At 72.1% G+C, this 14,789-nt stretch carries 11 protein-coding genes; 7 read left to right on the plus strand and 4 right to left on the minus strand.

Annotated features, from left to right (window positions below):
* The first annotated feature begins 4 nt into the window (after window positions 1–4).
* From fxsT to ACFXKZ_RS05455, 5 genes are all read left to right on the plus strand, one after another.
* Window positions 5–3,895, plus strand: coding sequence for an FxSxx-COOH system tetratricopeptide repeat protein (gene fxsT / locus ACFXKZ_RS05435; RefSeq protein ID WP_379996632.1), 3,891 nt, complete (start codon window positions 5–7; stop codon window positions 3,893–3,895).
* Between the two features lie 355 nt (window positions 3,896–4,250).
* Complete coding sequence (locus ACFXKZ_RS05440) at window positions 4,251–4,445, plus strand: DUF2304 domain-containing protein (RefSeq protein WP_379996634.1); 195 nt, start codon at window positions 4,251–4,253, stop codon at window positions 4,443–4,445.
* Between the two features lie 149 nt (window positions 4,446–4,594).
* Complete coding sequence (locus ACFXKZ_RS05445) at window positions 4,595–5,488, plus strand: universal stress protein (RefSeq protein WP_379996636.1); 894 nt, start codon at window positions 4,595–4,597, stop codon at window positions 5,486–5,488.
* Between the two features lie 105 nt (window positions 5,489–5,593).
* Complete coding sequence (locus ACFXKZ_RS05450; protein ID WP_379996637.1) at window positions 5,594–6,208, plus strand: TetR/AcrR family transcriptional regulator; 615 nt, start codon at window positions 5,594–5,596, stop codon at window positions 6,206–6,208.
* Entirely contained in the window at window positions 6,205–7,377 is a 1,173-nt protein-coding gene (locus tag ACFXKZ_RS05455; protein WP_379996639.1) for an NADH:flavin oxidoreductase, read from the plus strand. The genes ACFXKZ_RS05450 and ACFXKZ_RS05455 overlap by 4 nt, the downstream gene beginning before the upstream one ends.
* A 156-nt stretch (window positions 7,378–7,533) precedes the next feature.
* Here ACFXKZ_RS05455 and ACFXKZ_RS05460 read toward each other — a convergent pair whose 3' ends face one another.
* A complete protein-coding gene (locus ACFXKZ_RS05460) occupies window positions 7,534–7,992 on the minus strand; it encodes a MaoC family dehydratase (protein WP_379996641.1) in 459 nt (152 codons plus the stop codon).
* Between the two features lie 95 nt (window positions 7,993–8,087).
* A complete protein-coding gene (locus ACFXKZ_RS05465; RefSeq protein WP_379996643.1) occupies window positions 8,088–10,376 on the minus strand; it encodes a beta-propeller domain-containing protein in 2,289 nt (762 codons plus the stop codon).
* 227 nt (window positions 10,377–10,603) lie between these two features.
* Here ACFXKZ_RS05465 and ACFXKZ_RS05470 point away from each other — a divergent pair, with 227 nt between their 5' ends.
* Window positions 10,604–11,236 carry a DUF1707 and DUF4870 domain-containing protein gene (locus tag ACFXKZ_RS05470; protein ID WP_379996644.1) on the plus strand — a complete coding sequence of 211 codons (633 nt, stop codon included), beginning with the start codon at window positions 10,604–10,606 and terminating at the stop codon, window positions 11,234–11,236.
* Window positions 11,237–11,283: 47 nt separating this feature from the next.
* On the opposite strand, the gene ACFXKZ_RS05475 is transcribed toward ACFXKZ_RS05470, so the two are convergent.
* Together ACFXKZ_RS05475 and ACFXKZ_RS05480 are read right to left on the minus strand one after the other, a co-directional pair.
* Window positions 11,284–11,862 carry a hypothetical protein gene (locus tag ACFXKZ_RS05475; RefSeq protein WP_379996646.1) on the minus strand — a complete coding sequence of 193 codons (579 nt, stop codon included), beginning with the start codon at window positions 11,860–11,862 and terminating at the stop codon, window positions 11,284–11,286.
* Between the two features lie 146 nt (window positions 11,863–12,008).
* Entirely contained in the window at window positions 12,009–13,823 is a 1,815-nt protein-coding gene (locus tag ACFXKZ_RS05480) for a glycoside hydrolase family 3 protein (RefSeq protein WP_379996648.1), read from the minus strand.
* A 273-nt stretch (window positions 13,824–14,096) separates the two neighbouring features.
* On the opposite strand from ACFXKZ_RS05480, the gene ACFXKZ_RS05485 reads away from it, so the two are divergent.
* Window positions 14,097–14,711, plus strand: coding sequence for a TVP38/TMEM64 family protein (locus ACFXKZ_RS05485; protein WP_379996650.1), 615 nt, complete (start codon window positions 14,097–14,099; stop codon window positions 14,709–14,711).
* Window positions 14,712–14,789: the final 78 nt, after the last annotated feature.

The following is a 14,789-nucleotide window of genomic DNA, read 5'->3' on the forward strand; positions in this document are numbered from 1 at the left end:
AGCGATGAGCGACAACCCAGCGGGCCCACCGGGAACCGTCGTCACGTTCTACTCGTACAAGGGCGGCACCGGCCGCACGATGGCGCTGGCCAACGTGGCCTGGATCCTGGCCTCGCGAGGCAAGCGTGTGCTCGTGGTGGACTGGGACCTGGAATCCCCCGGCCTGCACCGCTACTTCCACCCGTACCTGATCGACAAGCGGCTCGAGGACACGCGCGGCGTGCTCGACATGATCCGCGCCTTCGCCAAGGTGGTCGGCTCCGAGGCCAGCACCGACGCGATGATCGAGGCGAGCCGGATCGCGGAGAGCCGGGTGGACGGCTGCGCGGTCAAGGTCGACCGCGACTTCCCCGACGGCGGGCTGATCCGCTTCCTCGGCCCGGGCCGGCAGAACCACGAATACGCGGCGACCCTCGCCGGCTTCAACTGGGCCGACTTCTGCGAGAGTCCGCACGGCATCGGCTTCCTGGACGCGCTGCGCGAGGACATGCGCGCGTCCTACGACTACGCCCTGATCGACAGCCGCACCGGCCTCAACGACATCGCCGGCATCTGTACCACCCTGCTGCCCGACACCGTGGTGGACGGCTTCACCCTCAACGAGCAGGCCATCGACGGCGGCGTCAACGTGGCCCGCTCGATCGCCCGGCAGGCCGAGCGCCCGCTGCGCATCCTGCCCGTGCCGATGCGCGTCGAGGACGACGAGAAGGACAAGCTCGAAGCCGGCCGCGACCACGCGCGCGAGCGCTTCGCCGAATTCCTCGCGGAATACTCCGAGGCGGAGCGCACCAAGTACTGGGGCGAGGTGGAGATCCCGTACAAGGCGTTCTACGCCTACGAGGAGACCCTGGCCACCCTGGGCGACCGGCCGCTCCAGGAGGGCAGTCTGCTCGCCGCGTACGAGCGGCTGACCGGTGTGCTCACCGAAGGCGCGATCACCCGACTCGACCCCGTCGAGGAGGGCGAGCGCCGCCGCGAACTGCGCCGCTTCGAGCGCATCCGGTACACCGCCCCGGTCACCGTGCGCATCCTCTACAGCGCCCGCGACCGCATGTGGGTCGACTGGGTGCGCGCCCAACTGATCGCCGCCGGCACCCAGGTGGTCGGCACCGGTGGTTGCGACACGCCGCTGGAGCGGTTGGAGGACGTGGACAGCGTCGTGGTGCTGTCCTCGCCCGACTCGCTGCCCAGCCGGGCCTGGACCGCGATGCGCACCGCGCTGCGCCGGCTCGCCTCGGCGGATCGCGTGGGTGTGGTGACGCTGCGGGTGGACGACGGGCTCGACCTCGACCCGGGCGTGGGCGACACGGTCTCGCTGTCCGCGCTGTCCGAGGAGCACGCGCGCACCGCGCTGCTGGCCGCGTTCGGCCGCACCCCCTCGGAGGCGCCGCCAGCGGAGGGCCCCCGCTTCCCCGGCACCAAGCCCAGGGTGTCCCAACTGCTGCCCCGGCACTCGGCCTTCACCGGACGCGACGACATCCTCGAACGCCTGCGCGACCAGTTGGCCAAGGGTGCCACCGCGGTGTTGCCCCAGGCCCTGCACGGCCTGGGCGGCGTCGGCAAGACCCAGGTCGCGCTGGAGTACGCGCACCGCTTCGCCGCCGACTACGACATCATCTGGTGGGTGTCCGCCGAGCAGGCACAGGGCGTTGCCGCGCAACTCGCCCGACTGGGCGTCCGGCTCGACCTGTCCACCGGGGAGAACGTGGGCGACGCGGCGGCAACGGTGCTCCAGAGCCTGCAACAGGGCGAGCCCTACGACCGCTGGCTGGTGATCTACGACAACGCCGACGAGCCCGCCTCGCTGGCCCACCTGATGCCGCAGGGCAGCGTCAACGGCCACGTCCTGGTCACCTCGCGCAACGACCTGTGGGCGCGCAGCGCCCGCCCGCTCGAAGTACCGGTGTTCCGCCGCGACGAGAGCGTCGCGCTGCTCCAGCGCCGGGTGCCGGCGCTGACCGAGGCCGACGCGCAGAAGGTCGCCACCGCGCTGGGCGACCTGCCGCTTGCGGTCGAACAGGCGGGTGCCTGGCTGGCCGAGTCGGCGATGCCGGTCGAGGACTACCTGGAGCGGGTGAACACGCGGGTCACCGCGATCCTGGAGGAGGGTCAGCCGCCGGATTACCCGACCACCGCCGCCGCGACGTGGACCGTCTCCCTGGACGAGCTGAAGGAACGGCAGCCGGCCGCGGTGCGCCTGTTGGAGCTGTGCGCCTACCTGTCGCCCGACTCCATCTCGATGCGCCTGCTGCGCTCGCGCGAGGTGCTCCAGGAACTGATCCGGGTGGACAGCTCGCTCGGCGACACGCTGTTGTTGTCCCGGATCTTCCAGCAACTCGGTCGATACGCGCTGGCCCGGGTGGACCGGGGCGCGGACACCATCCAGGTGCACCGCCTGGTCCAGGCCGTGCTGCGGGACCAGATGCCGCCCGAGGACAACGCCGCGCGGCGCGCCCGAACCCTGGAGATCCTGGCCGCGAACGCCCCCGGCGACGTGGACGACCCGGCGAACCAGGAGGCGTACGAGGAGCTGTACAAGCACCTCGTGCCCTCGCGCGCCCTGGAGAGCGACTCCGAGGGCGTGCGCCGCTGGATCGTCGAGCAGGTGCGCTTCGCCTGGCGCTCCGACGACTGGGAGTTCGCCCAGTACATCGCCGAGGTCGCGCTGGACCGCTGGCGCGCACGATTCAGTCGGCACGATCCGCTGACGCTGCGGATGTGCACCCAACTGGCGAACGTGTACCGGTCCCAGGGCAAGTACCGCAAGGCGTACGACCTGGACCGGGCCACCCTGGAGGCGCAGCGCGCGGCACTGGGACCGGACCACCCGCACACCCTGATCACCGGGCGCGGCTACGGCGGCGACCTGCGTTCACTCGGACGTTTCGAGACCGCGCTCGAATCGGACCGGGAGAACTACCGGCGATTCAGCGAGGTATTCGGCGAGGACACCAACGACGCCCTGCTCGCGGCGAACAACCTCGGCGTCTCGCTGCGGCTGACCGGTCGCCTGGAGGAGGCGCGCGAGGTGCACCAGACCGCCTACGACTGGCGTCGGCGGATCCAGGGCGAGGAGCACCCGCGGACGTGCTTCCTGGCCAACCAGGTCGGCCAGGACCTCCGTGAGCTGGGCGACTACGCGGGCTCGCGGGCGGTGCTGCAGCGCACGCTGGCCCTCGAGGAGGCCAACGGTCGGGTCCGGGACGCGCTGCGCACCTCCAAGAACCTCGCGGTGACGATCCGGCAGACGGGGGACGCCCGCTACGCCAGGTCGCTGGACAGCGACACGTTGGAGAAGTACCGCGCCTTCCTGAGCCCGACGCACCCCGACATGCTGGCTTGCGCGCTCAACCTCGCGGCCGACCACCGCGCGATGGGCAACAACGAGCAGGCCCTCGAACTGGCCCAGGACACCTATCAGGGCTATCGGGAGCAGTTCGGCGGGCAACACCCGTTCACCTTCGGATGCGGCAGCAACCTGTCGAGCTACCTGCGGGCGGTCGACCGGCTCGAAGAGGCGCTGGCGCTGGGGCGCAGGTGTATCGAGGGTCTGCGCGAAGCGCTGGGCGAGAAGCACCCGTTCACCCTCGCGGCCGCGGTGAACCACGCGAACAACCTCTATCGGGCGGGCGAGGTCGACGAGTGCGCCGAACTCGACCGGGTCACCTACGAGCGGTACGAGGAGCTGCTGGGCTCGGAGCACCCGCACACCCTGGTGGCGGCCTGCAACCGGGTGCACAGCCTGCGTGAGATCGGTCGCAGGGAGGAGTCCCTCGACTGGTTCACCCGCACGGAGCGCGCGTGTCGACGCAAGCTCGGCGACGAACACCCGATCACCCAGGGGCTGCGCGAGCACCGCCGACTGGAGACCGACATCGAGGTGCCGCCGACCTGATCGGCGCAGCTCCCACGGTCACACTCCGGGCCGGTCCGACCTCGTGTCGGGCCGGCCCGGCCGTGTTCGGGGGCGATTCGGGGGCGGTTCGCAGGGGCCGCGACACGCCGGGACAGGCCGGGGACACACCGGGAACACGTCGTCACAGTGCGCGACTCGCCATGTCTCGCCGCGACTCGATGCGCAGAAGTGTGACGTTTTGCACCTTTGTCGACACTTTCTGTTAGTTTTTGTCCCGGTGACACATGCACGCACGTTCCGCCGTTCCCACCGGCAACTCTTCGCGCTGTCCCGAAATCGGCGCGGCCGTTCCGTCCCCTGCGCTCCCGAGCGCGCCTCCCGAGGAGTCACCCCCATGGCCTTGTCCATCTCCACCGTCCTCCTGCTGGGCGTCATCGTCTTCATCTTCATCCGCAAGGGCGGCATGCGAATCCCGCACGCGATCGTGTGCGCGCTGCTCGGGTTCTATCTGGCGAGCACCTCGATCGCGCCGAGCATTCACAGCAGCGGCAAGAGCGTCGCGAACCTGCTGAGCAATCTGAACTTCTGATCGCGGCGGTCACCCGAACCGGCCCGGCGGCAGCTCCGCCGGGCCGGTCTTCGCCGTTTCGGCGGCGGGACCCCGGGGTGGCGGCGGGCTTGGGTGGAGGCGACTTCGGGTGGCGGCAGGACCTCGGGTGATGGACGGAGGAGGGCGGCATGGCGGACACGGGCGCGGTCGGGGCACCCCTGGTGGTCGTGGGCATCGACGGTTCGGAGCACGGCGATCGGGCGCTGGCCCGGGCCGCGGAGGAGGCCGCCCGCGCGGGCGCGCTGTTGCGGGTGGTGCACGCGATCCGGGTGCCGATGGCCACGCCCGGGTTCGAGCCGGTGGAGCCGAACGAGGACACCCGGCGCGCCGCCGAGGAGCTGGTCCGCGATGCCGCGGCGGCGGCGCTGCGCCGTTGTCCGAACCTGGCCGTCGACGCCCGGGTGGGCTACGGCCTGCCGGGCGACGCGCTGCTCGCGGCGGCCGAGGGGGCGATGTTGCTGGTCGCCGGATCGCGTGGGCGCGGCGGGTTCGTCGGGCTCCTGCTCGGCTCGGTGTCGCGGCATCTGGCGGCGCGTACCGAGTGTCCGCTGCTGATCGTGCGCGGCGAGCACCGGGCGGCGGCCGACGGGGCCGGGGCGGGCGGGGCGGATGTACTGCTCGGCGTCCAGGGCGACGGCGACGGCCGGGCGGTGTCGGCCGCGTTCGAGGCGGCCCGGGATCGCGGGCTGCCGGTGCACGCGGTGCACGCGTGGAGTTGGCCCGGATACGCGGGCCTGGCCGGGCCGAGCGAGGCGGACATGCGCGCGGTCGCCGAGGTGCACGCGACGGCCCTCGAGCAGGCGTTGGCGGCGGCGCGCGAGCGGTTCCCCGACGTCGAGGTGCGCGCGGAATCGGTCATGGCGGACGCCGCGGCCACGCTCGTCGAGGCGTCGGTCGGCAGCGCGCTGGCGGTGGTCGGCGTCCGGCGCCGGCGCGGCCCGCTGCGGCACTGGGTCGGCCACGTCGCGACGACCACGATCGAACACGCGCGGTGCCCGGTCCTGGTGGTGCCGCAGCACTGACCCCCGAACCTGCTTCGGCGGTAGGGCCGCCGTTCCATCCCGCCGTTCCATCATTGATTCAATCAGTGATTGAAAATGCCGGCGGTTCGTGATTTGGTGCCTGCCGTGACCGCACAATCCCGGGCCCGGCTGCTCGACGAGGCCGAACGGCTCTTCCTCGCCCAGGGCTACGACAGGGTCTCCGTGCGGGCGGTCAACGCCGCCGCGGGGATGAATCCGGCCGCCGTGCACTACCACTTCGGCTCCAAGCGGGACCTGGTGGTCGCGCTGCTGCAACAGCGCCTGGGCCCGCTGTGGGCCGAACCGCTGGCCGCGCTGGACCGGGACCGGGCGGCCGGGTGGACGCCCACCGTCGCCGAGGTGGTCACGGTGATCGTCGAACCGTTCGACCGGCTGGCCCGCGAGCCGAGCGGGCCGATGTTGCTGCAACTGCTCGCCCGGACCGTGCTGTCCGGGCGGGAACTGCCCTGGGACGACCCGTGGTTCCGGCACCGGCCCTGGCGCGAACTGCTGGCCGGTGCCCGGCCGGACCTGGGCGAGCGGGAGATCGCGGACCGCTGGCGGCTCGCCTTCGACCTGCTGCTCCAGCTCTACGGCCAACCCGTGGCCGACGTGTTCGTCCCCCCGCCCGCCGCCGCGACCGTCGCCGCCTTCGTCACCGCCGGTCTGGACGCCCCGCGCCCGGCCGATCCGTCCCCTCCCGAACGAGGTGCCCCGTGATACCCGACGTCTTCGCCCCCGCCAAGCTCGGCCCGCTCACGCTGCGCAACCGGATCGTCAAGGCCGCCACATTCGAGGGCGCCACCCCGGACGCCCTGGTCACCGACGACCTGATCGAGTACCACCGCCGTCCCGCCGCCGGCGGCATCGGGATGACCACCGTCGCCTACTGCGCGGTCGCCCCCGAGGGCCGCACCGACCGGCACCAGATCTGGATGCGCCCCGAGGCGGTGCCGGGGCTGCGCCGGCTCACCGACGCGGTGCACGCCGAGGGCGCGGCGGTCTCCGCCCAGATCGGCCACGCCGGCCCGGTGGCCAACGCCGCCTCCAACGGCCGGCCGGCCCTGTCCGCGGGTCGGATGTTCAACCCGCTGGGCATGCGCACCACGCTGGCCGCCGGTGAGCAGGACATCGCCCGAATCACCCGCGCGCACGCCGAGGCCGCGCTGTTCGCGATCGAGGCCGGGTTCGACGCGGTGGAGATCCACCTGGGCCACAACTACTTCGCCAGCGCCTTCCTCAGCCCCAAGCTCAACCATCGCAAGGACGCGTACGGCGGCTCGCTCGCCAATCGGGCCAAGGTCGCGCGCGGGGTGTGTCGCGCGGTGCGCGATGCGGTGGGCGACCGGATCGCGGTGACCGCCAAGCTCAACATGGAGGACGGCGTCCCGGGCGGGATCTGGCTGGACGAGAGCATCCAGACGGCGCGCTGGTTGGAGGAGGACGGCTCGCTGGATGCGCTGGAGCTGACGGCGGGCAGTTCGCTGCTCAATCCGATGTACCTCTTCCGCGGCGACGCCCCGGTGCCGGAGTTCGCCGCGACCTTCCCGCAGCCGCAACGTACGGGGGTCAAGCTGATCGGCAAGCGCATCCTGCGGTCGTACCCCTACGAGGAGGCCTATCTGCTGGCCTCCGCCCGGCAGTTCCGGGCCGAGTTGAAGCTGCCGCTGATCCTGCTCGGCGGCATCACCAACCGGGACACGATGGACCTGGCGATGGCCGAGGGCTTCGAGTTCGTGGCGATGGGCCGCGCGGTGCTGCGCGAGCCGGACCTGGTCAACCGCATCGCGGCCGAGCCGAAGACCCGGTCGTTGTGCGTGCACTGCAACAAATGTATGCCGACGATCTACAGCCGCACCCGCTGCGTGCTGATCGAGCCGGAGGCGTAACCGCCGGTGTGGCCGCGCGGCGGCCGTGCTTCCACTTCCGTGCTCGGCGACGGGGCACACGTCGCCGAGCACGGCAGCGGAACGGCCGGACGGGTCGCGCACGCGCGCCCGTCCGGCGTTCGGGGACACCGACCGCGGTCGGTGTCGCGGCGTCGGTCAGAGCAGGTAGCGGGTGACCGAGTCGATCACGCAGGCGGGCTTGGTCGATCCCTCGATCTCGACGGTGATGCGGTTGACCACCTGGACGCCCCCGGCGATGTCCGCGACCGCCACGATCTCCGCGCCGCCGCGGACTCGCGAGCCGACCGGGACCGGGGCCGGGAAACGCACCTTCTCCATGCCGTAGTTCACTCCCATCGAGATGTTGCGCACCTCCAGGATCTGCGGCAGGAACAGATTGGACAGCGCCAGGGTCAGGTAGCCGTGTGCGATCGGCGCGCCGAACGGACCCTCCTTCGCCTTCTCCACGTCGACGTGGATCCACTGGTGGTCCCCGGTCGCGTCGGCGAACAGGTTGATCCGCTCCTGGGTGATCTCCAGCCAGTCGCTGTGGCCCAGGTGTTTGCCCACCGCGTCCTTGATCTGTTGGAGGTCGGTGAAGACGGTGACCGCCATGGGTGCTCCAATCGTTTCTGATGGTCTGTCAGATCAGCTGCTCCGGGTATACCAGACCGCCTCCGACGAGGCGTTTCGGGGACGCCCGGCGGCGCTCAGCCGATCGGGATCCAGGCCACTTGGCGCACGTCGGCGAGCCGGTCGACGGAGATGCCCGCGGCCGAGACGGTCCACAACTCGTCGCCCACCACCAGCGAGCGCAGGATCCTGGAGTCGGGGTGGGTGACCCGGCCCACCTCGACGATCCGGGTGCCGTCGACGCGCAACACCAGCGCGTAGGAGCTGCGCGTGCCCGGATACTTCTCGCCGGGGGCGATCTGCGTCCGGTCGGGCATCGAGTAGGCACCGGTCACCGGCACCACCACGGTGCCGTCCTTGGGCCAGTACAGGAACGCGTGCGCGTCCTGCTCCGCCTGCGAGCTGCCGCTGGGGATCGTGTACTGCGCGACCCGGGTCGGATCGGCCAGGGTGCGTACGTCGAACAGGGACACCTGGGTGCCCAGGCGCATGCCGCCGTCGGTGGCGTCCTGGCCGACGCCGATCAGCCGGCCGTCGGCGATCGGGTGCAGGTAGGCCGAGTAGCCGTTGATCTTCAGTTCGCCGACGGTGCGGGGATTGCGCGGGTCGCTCAGGTCGATCGTGTACAGCGGGTCGGTCTGCCGGAAGGTCACCACGTAGGCGATCGGTCCGGCGAAACGCACGCCCATGATCCGCTCGGTGCGGCCGAGTCCGCCCACCCGGCCGATCTGGGTCAGCTTGTCGCCGTTGCGGGCCAGCACGGTGATCGCCGATTCGCTGCTCGAACGCGGGGCGATCGGGGGCTGCGCGGTCGGCGGCCGGGCGCTCGGCATGCTCGGCGGGGTCGGTCGGGTGTCGGTGCCGTCGCTCGGCGCGATGGCGGACCCGGACGAGCCGTCGGGGGCGCTGCCGGGCACCGAGCCGGCCGGGGCTGCGCTGCCCTGGGCGGCGCTCGGCGCGACGGTGCCGGGCTTGGCGGTGCCCGGCGCGCCCGGCATCGAACCGCCCGGTGCGGTGGTGCTTCGGGTGGTGCCGCCGGGCGGGATGTTGCCGGGGCCGCTCTGCGCGATCGTCGGGTCGCCCGGGCTCAGGGTCGTCGCCACCCGCAGGTTGCCGCCGAGTTCGGACATCGCGTACTGGTTGACCATCGTGCCGGAGACCACGCCGGTGGCCACCAGCTTCGGGGTGCCCTTGCCGGAGATGTCGAGCTGGTTGATCGCGGTGGTCGTGGTCGGCGGGCGGCCACCGATCACCTTCGCGTCGTTCGAGACGGCGCGCCGGGAGGCGGTGGTCGCCAGGTACAGGTTGGACTCCGAGGCGTACACGTTGTTCACGTCGGCGGCCACCGTCACCGGGTCGCCCTTGCCCAGGTCGCGGGTCAGGTCGAAGGACAACACGCTCAGCGTCGCGGCGCCGGTGTGTCCCGGCTCGCCCGCTCGGCTCGCCGGGCGGCTGACCCGGTCGCAGCCGACCAGGTTGCCGGATTCGGTGCGGCCGTTCGCGGCGAGGGTGAACTGCGGCAGCCAGTCCCCGACGGTCGAGCGGCGGATCCGGTCGACGGCCTTGTCCTTGTCCGAGGTCCGGTACGTCGACATGTTCAGGCGCGGACGGGAGCGAACCACGATGCGCGCGGTGCTGCCGACCTGGCGCGCGTCGGCGTAGGCGCCGTCCACGGTCAGGTCGCCCAGGCTCCGTGGCGCACCGGTGAGGTCGACCAGGACGAAGCGCGCCCGCATGTTCGTCCCCGGCAGCCCCGGATCGCCGGGGATCGGCGCCATCTTGCCCGAACCGCCTTTGCTCTTCGGCAGGTTCGCGCCGGCGTCCAGGATCAGCAGGGCCCGGTCGCCGGACAACAACAGCTCGGTCGCGCGCGCCCCCGGCACGGCCAGCGACCCGGTGACTTTGTGGGTGGCGGTGTCGACCACGGTCAACCGCCCGTCGGCCACGGTCAGCACCCGGCGCCCGTCGCTCTTGACCAGGTCGGGCTCGTCGACGCCGACCTCCTGGGTGTTCGTGGTCGAGTGCTCCGGCGTCGTGGGCGCGGCGGGCGCGGCCAGATCCGCCGACATGCCCTCCGCCGCCTTGGGCGCGGCGAGCGGAGCGCCGGCGTCCGGCTTCCTGTCGACGGGCACCGACCGGGTGTTCTCGTCCATGTTCCGCAGCGCCGCCGCGCGGAAGTCGTCGACCAGCGCGTCACACGAGTCGAACGCGGTCAGCCGTACCGACTCGGTGTTCGAGGCGGTCGTGCGCTGCGGGTCCGGCTCGGAGCCGCCGGAAGAGGTGCAGCCGCCGACGACGAGTCCCGCCGCCAGCACGAATATCGGCAGGGCCGCGGCCCCGCGCGTGGAACCGTCGTGGATTCGCATGGCCCTGTGACGGAGCGGCTCGCGGAACGGTTCCCTCGCCGCCGAAGAGGGTCGGAAACCGGCCCGGACGGGCCCGCCGCCGGCTGCGGGACGGCCGCCGTGGGGCGGATCCGGGTCATCCTTGCGGCTGTTGTCTCGGGGTCGGGCCAAGGGTTATCCCTGATGGACCACGCTCCGTTCACGGCGCATGCTGTACGGAGCCGTGTGCACAGCGAGAGGAGCCGCGCATGCACCCGAATTCCGGTCCTCACCCACCCCATTGGTACGGCATGCCTCCGCACATGCGGGTGGGCGACGCGGATCGTGAGCGCACGATCGAGCACTTGAAGTTCGCGTTCGGCGAAGGCCGGTTGACCGCCGACGAGTTCGAGGAGCGGGTGGCCTCCGCGCTGGCCGGGAAGACCCGGGCGGACCTGGAGAGCCTGCTGGAGGACCTGCTGATGCCGATGCCGGCTCCACCGCCGCTCGTGCCGCACCCGATGCCCGGGCCGCCGCCGTGGTGGCTCAACCGGCCGGCGGGACCGTTCGCGCGCATGCAGCCGGGGCGTGAACGGGGGTGGAGCGCGGCGGCGCACTGGAGCGGGTTCTGCGCTCCGGTACTGGGTCCGTTCCTGATCCGCCGGAGTGTGGGCAAGGAGTCGCCGTTCGTGCGGGACAACGCGAGCGCGGCGCTCAACTTCCAACTGACCTGTCTGCTCTCGTTCGTGCTCGCCCCGCTCCTGGCCCTGCTCGGCGACGCGGGCGGCGTGCTGATCGGCGCCATGTACTCGGCGATCGCGGTCTGCGCGATCATCGGCGGGGCGCGGGCGGCGGGTGGCGATGTGATGCGTTATCCGATCAGCCTGCGGGTGGTGAAGTGACGCGGCCGGTCGGCGGTGGGCGGGGGGTCGGATAGCGGGGGGTTGGCTCAGGCTCCCGCCGGGTTCGCCCGGCGTGCGGGTCGGCTGCTGCGGCCGAGTCGGCTCGGCCGGGTCCAGAGCAGGAGTTCGCCACCCGGCGGGGAGACCACACCCCCGTGCGCGGGGTCGCCCGCGAACCACACGTCACCGCCGTCGCACTTGTGCAGGTGCCACCAGCGGTGCGACATGGACACCACGGTCAGCGCGTATTGCGTGCCGTCGCCGGTGCGGTCGCCGATCACCAGCGGCGGTCCCCACGCGCCGTCCCCGTCGGCGGGATCGCGGAACCGGCAGGAGCAGGTGACCCAGGGATGCCGGGCCAGTGTGCGTCGCATGCGCCGGGCCAGGACGAGCGCGCCGATTCCGATCACCAGGGCCGTCGCGCCGACCACGAGCGGGACCATGCCCCAGCCGCCGAGGGCCGCGCCGTCGCCACCGTCGTCGCCGGCGGACAGGATCGCGAACCATGCCCCGGTGCACGCCAGACCCACGACCGTCACCGCCACGGCGCGAAGCCGGTACCGCCGCAGTGCCCGGGCGGTCGCGTGCAGGGAGAGCGCCACACACTCCCGCCGCTCGCTACCCATGGCAGCACCCTAAGCAGGCGCGGGCGGCAATGGTGAACCGGTGCGTGTCGGGCGTTTCCGGTACGGGTCGATCGGGTGGGTAGGGTCGGCCGACGGGGTGCGTCGGCCGGCCCCCACGGGCGCCGGCACGGCTCGGCGCGGACGGGTCAGTAGCGCAGGCCGTGCCCGAAGGCGAAGACCGGGTCCTTACCGTCTCGGGGTACGTCCGAGCGCTGCGCGCGTACGTCGGCCATCGAGCGCGGCAGTTCGAACGGCAGCTTGCCCTCGGGCCGTACCCGAGCGAACAGCGCGTCGAGCAGCGGGCCGTCGGCGCAGCCGTAGTTCGCCACCAGCGCGGCGGCGGCCTCGGCGATCTCCGGGAGCACCGCCGGGCGCTCCAGATACACGTCCACGATCGTCGGTACCGTCGCGCACAGCTCCAGGATCGCGGCCAGCTCGACCGCGTCGAACTCCAGCGAACCCGCGTGGAAGAACTGTTCGAAACCGCCCTCGCGCGGCTCGAACGGGGTCTTGACCCGGACGATCGCCACGTCGGCCTCTGCGGGCGTGGCCACGACCGTGCCGTAGCCGGCCGCCACTTCGGCGTCCAGGCCCCGGACGTACACGCGCGAACCCTCGGCCAACGGCAGGAGCGACTCGCCGCGTCGGGTGTCGCCCTCGGGCGCGTCGTTCTTCAGTACGGTGACCGACCTGCTCTGCGCGCGCAGCCCGGCGGCGATGCCGGCGGGCGCGCCGACGGACGCGGCGGCGCCGGCCGGGTCGACGAAGGGGTGGTCGAACAGGCCGAGCACGAACTTCTCCCGCAGCAGGCGCCGCGCCGACACGTCGAGCCGCTCCTCGGTGAGCCGGCCCGCCTCGACCAACGCGACGATCTGCTCGGGGACGTGCTCGCCGCCGAACTGGTCGCAGCCCGCCTCCAGGACGCGCAGCACCCGGTCGGGGACGGACAACTCCTCCACGCCCCAGGCCCGGGCGGGCATGGCCTGGCCCATGATGTTCGCGTCGGAGATCAGGCCCCAGTCGGTGCACACGATGCCGTCGAAGCCGAGTCGTTCCCGGAGCAGGCCGGTGATGATGCCCCGGTTGAAGCCGAACGCGACCTCCTCGTGCTCGGTCCCGATCGGCATCCCGTAGTACGGCATCATCTGCGACGTGCCGGCCGCCAGCGCCTCCTTGAACGGCGCCAAGTGGTAGTCGAAGTGGTCACCCGGGTAGACCTGCTCGCGCCCGTACGCGAAGTGCGGGTCCTCGCCGTCGAGTTGCGGGCCGCCGCCGGGGAAGTGTTTGGTCATGCAGGCCACCGACGCGGTGTTCGGCCTTTCGCCCTGCGCGCCCCGGATGTAGGCGGCGACGAGCTTGCCGGTCAGTTCGGCGTCCTCGCCGAAGGTGCCGTTGATCCGCGACCAGCGCGGCTCGGTGGCCAGGTCGATCTGCGGGTGCAGCGCGAGCCGGATGCCGACCGCGAGGTATTCGCGCCGCATCAGGTCGGCGAACTCGCGGACCAGGTCCGCGTCGCCGATCGCGGCCAGGCCCAGCGTCTCGGGGTACTGGGAGAAACCCTCGGCGTACGCGGCGGTGCCGGGGTTGTCGGTGAAGTGGTGCCGGGGGTCCGTGGACAGCGTGATCGGGATGCCCAGCCGGGTCTCCAGCGCCAGTTCCTGGATCCGGTTGTGCCACTGCGCGATGTGCTCGGGACGACCGCCGCCCATCAGGTTGAAGTGGTTCATCCCCTTGTCGGCGATCATCTGCCGGACGGTGAACTCGAACGGCAGCGTGTCCGGATCGTCGAGCAGCGTGCCCTCGGGGCCCGTGACCGCGATGGTCTGGAACATCAGACCGGCCTTCTCGGCGACCGTCATCCGGCCGAGCAGGTCCTCCACCCGCTCCTCGATCGACAACGACGCGTCCTCGTAGGGGCAGGTCGCGGCCCGGAAGCGCGTGCGCGCGGTGGTCTCGGTCATGAGTCCTCCAAAAACCTAGTGGTCAGTAGGTTTTTAGCACGGGGGAGGCCGCGGACTCCAGCGCCTGCCGCGGTTCACCCGGGGGTCACGAAGGCTCCGTACAATGGGCCGAATGCGCGCCGGGGGGCATCGGCGCGCCTCGGCGCAGCCGCCGGGGATGCGCGGTGGGTCGCCCGATCCGTCGGGTTCCGGCGCATTCGGCGCGGCCGGCGCGGTCGGCGAATTCACACCATGGGCACGAGGGGCGGACGCAGGTTGGACACCGTGCGGGGCTTGCTCGACTCGCTCCGGGACTTCCTCGACCACGGCGCGTGGACGCAGTGGCCGCTGCCGGCCTCGGTGGCGGTGTTCGTCCTCGTCTGCGCGGTGGGCGTCACCGCGCTGGTGCCCAAGTCGTTGTTCGCCCCGGTGGCGGGTGCCCTGTTCGGCGCGATCGGCGGCACGGTGGTCACCCTGGTCGGGGCCACGCTCGGCGCGCTGATCAGCCTGTACCTCGGCCGCCGGCTCGGCCGGGAACGGATCGGCGGCTGGCTGCACAAGCGCGAGGCGCTGGCCGTCCTCGATCGCAAACTCTCCCGCAACGGGCTGGTGCCGATCACGGTCCTGCGGATGATCCCGGTCCTGCCCTCCTCCGTGGTCAGCTACGGCGCGGCGGCCACCCGGATCAGCACGAGCCACTTCACGATCGGGACGGCGCTCGGCATGTTGCCGATGACGCTGGTCCAGTGCGCCGCCGGGGCCTCGGTCCGACACGGCCTGTCCACACCGGTGGTGGTCAGCGTGTTCGTCGGCTGCGTCCTGTTGGCGCTGGGCATGGTCGCGGTGCGGCGCCGGGGCGGGGAGCCGTCGGCGACGGTGGCGCCGCCGGCCTCGGACGGGGCCGAGTAGGCGGGGCGATCCGCGGGGACGGGTGATGGCGTCGGCTCGGCGCCGCGTACCCACGCGTGGGTCGGACCGGAAGCCTAG

It is taken from the genome of Embleya sp. NPDC059237, assembly GCF_042754105.1.
Lineage (GTDB): Bacteria > Actinomycetota > Actinomycetes > Streptomycetales > Streptomycetaceae > Embleya.

What these genes read in the sequence shown, in the direction of transcription:
- fxsT (WP_379996632.1), top strand. Translation starts at nt 5, where the DNA reads ATGAGCGACAACCCAGCGGGCCCACCGGGAACCGTCGTCACGTTCTAC.
- ACFXKZ_RS05440 (WP_379996634.1), top strand. Translation starts at nt 4,251, where the DNA reads ATGGCCTTGTCCATCTCCACCGTCCTCCTGCTGGGCGTCATCGTCTTC.
- ACFXKZ_RS05445 (WP_379996636.1), top strand. Translation starts at nt 4,595, where the DNA reads ATGGCGGACACGGGCGCGGTCGGGGCACCCCTGGTGGTCGTGGGCATC.
- ACFXKZ_RS05460 (WP_379996641.1), bottom strand. Translation starts at nt 7,992, where the DNA reads ATGGCGGTCACCGTCTTCACCGACCTCCAACAGATCAAGGACGCGGTG.
- ACFXKZ_RS05465 (WP_379996643.1), bottom strand. Translation starts at nt 10,376, where the DNA reads ATGCGAATCCACGACGGTTCCACGCGCGGGGCCGCGGCCCTGCCGATA.
- ACFXKZ_RS05470 (WP_379996644.1), top strand. Translation starts at nt 10,604, where the DNA reads ATGCACCCGAATTCCGGTCCTCACCCACCCCATTGGTACGGCATGCCT.
- ACFXKZ_RS05475 (WP_379996646.1), bottom strand. Translation starts at nt 11,862, where the DNA reads ATGGGTAGCGAGCGGCGGGAGTGTGTGGCGCTCTCCCTGCACGCGACC.
- ACFXKZ_RS05480 (WP_379996648.1), bottom strand. Translation starts at nt 13,823, where the DNA reads ATGACCGAGACCACCGCGCGCACGCGCTTCCGGGCCGCGACCTGCCCC.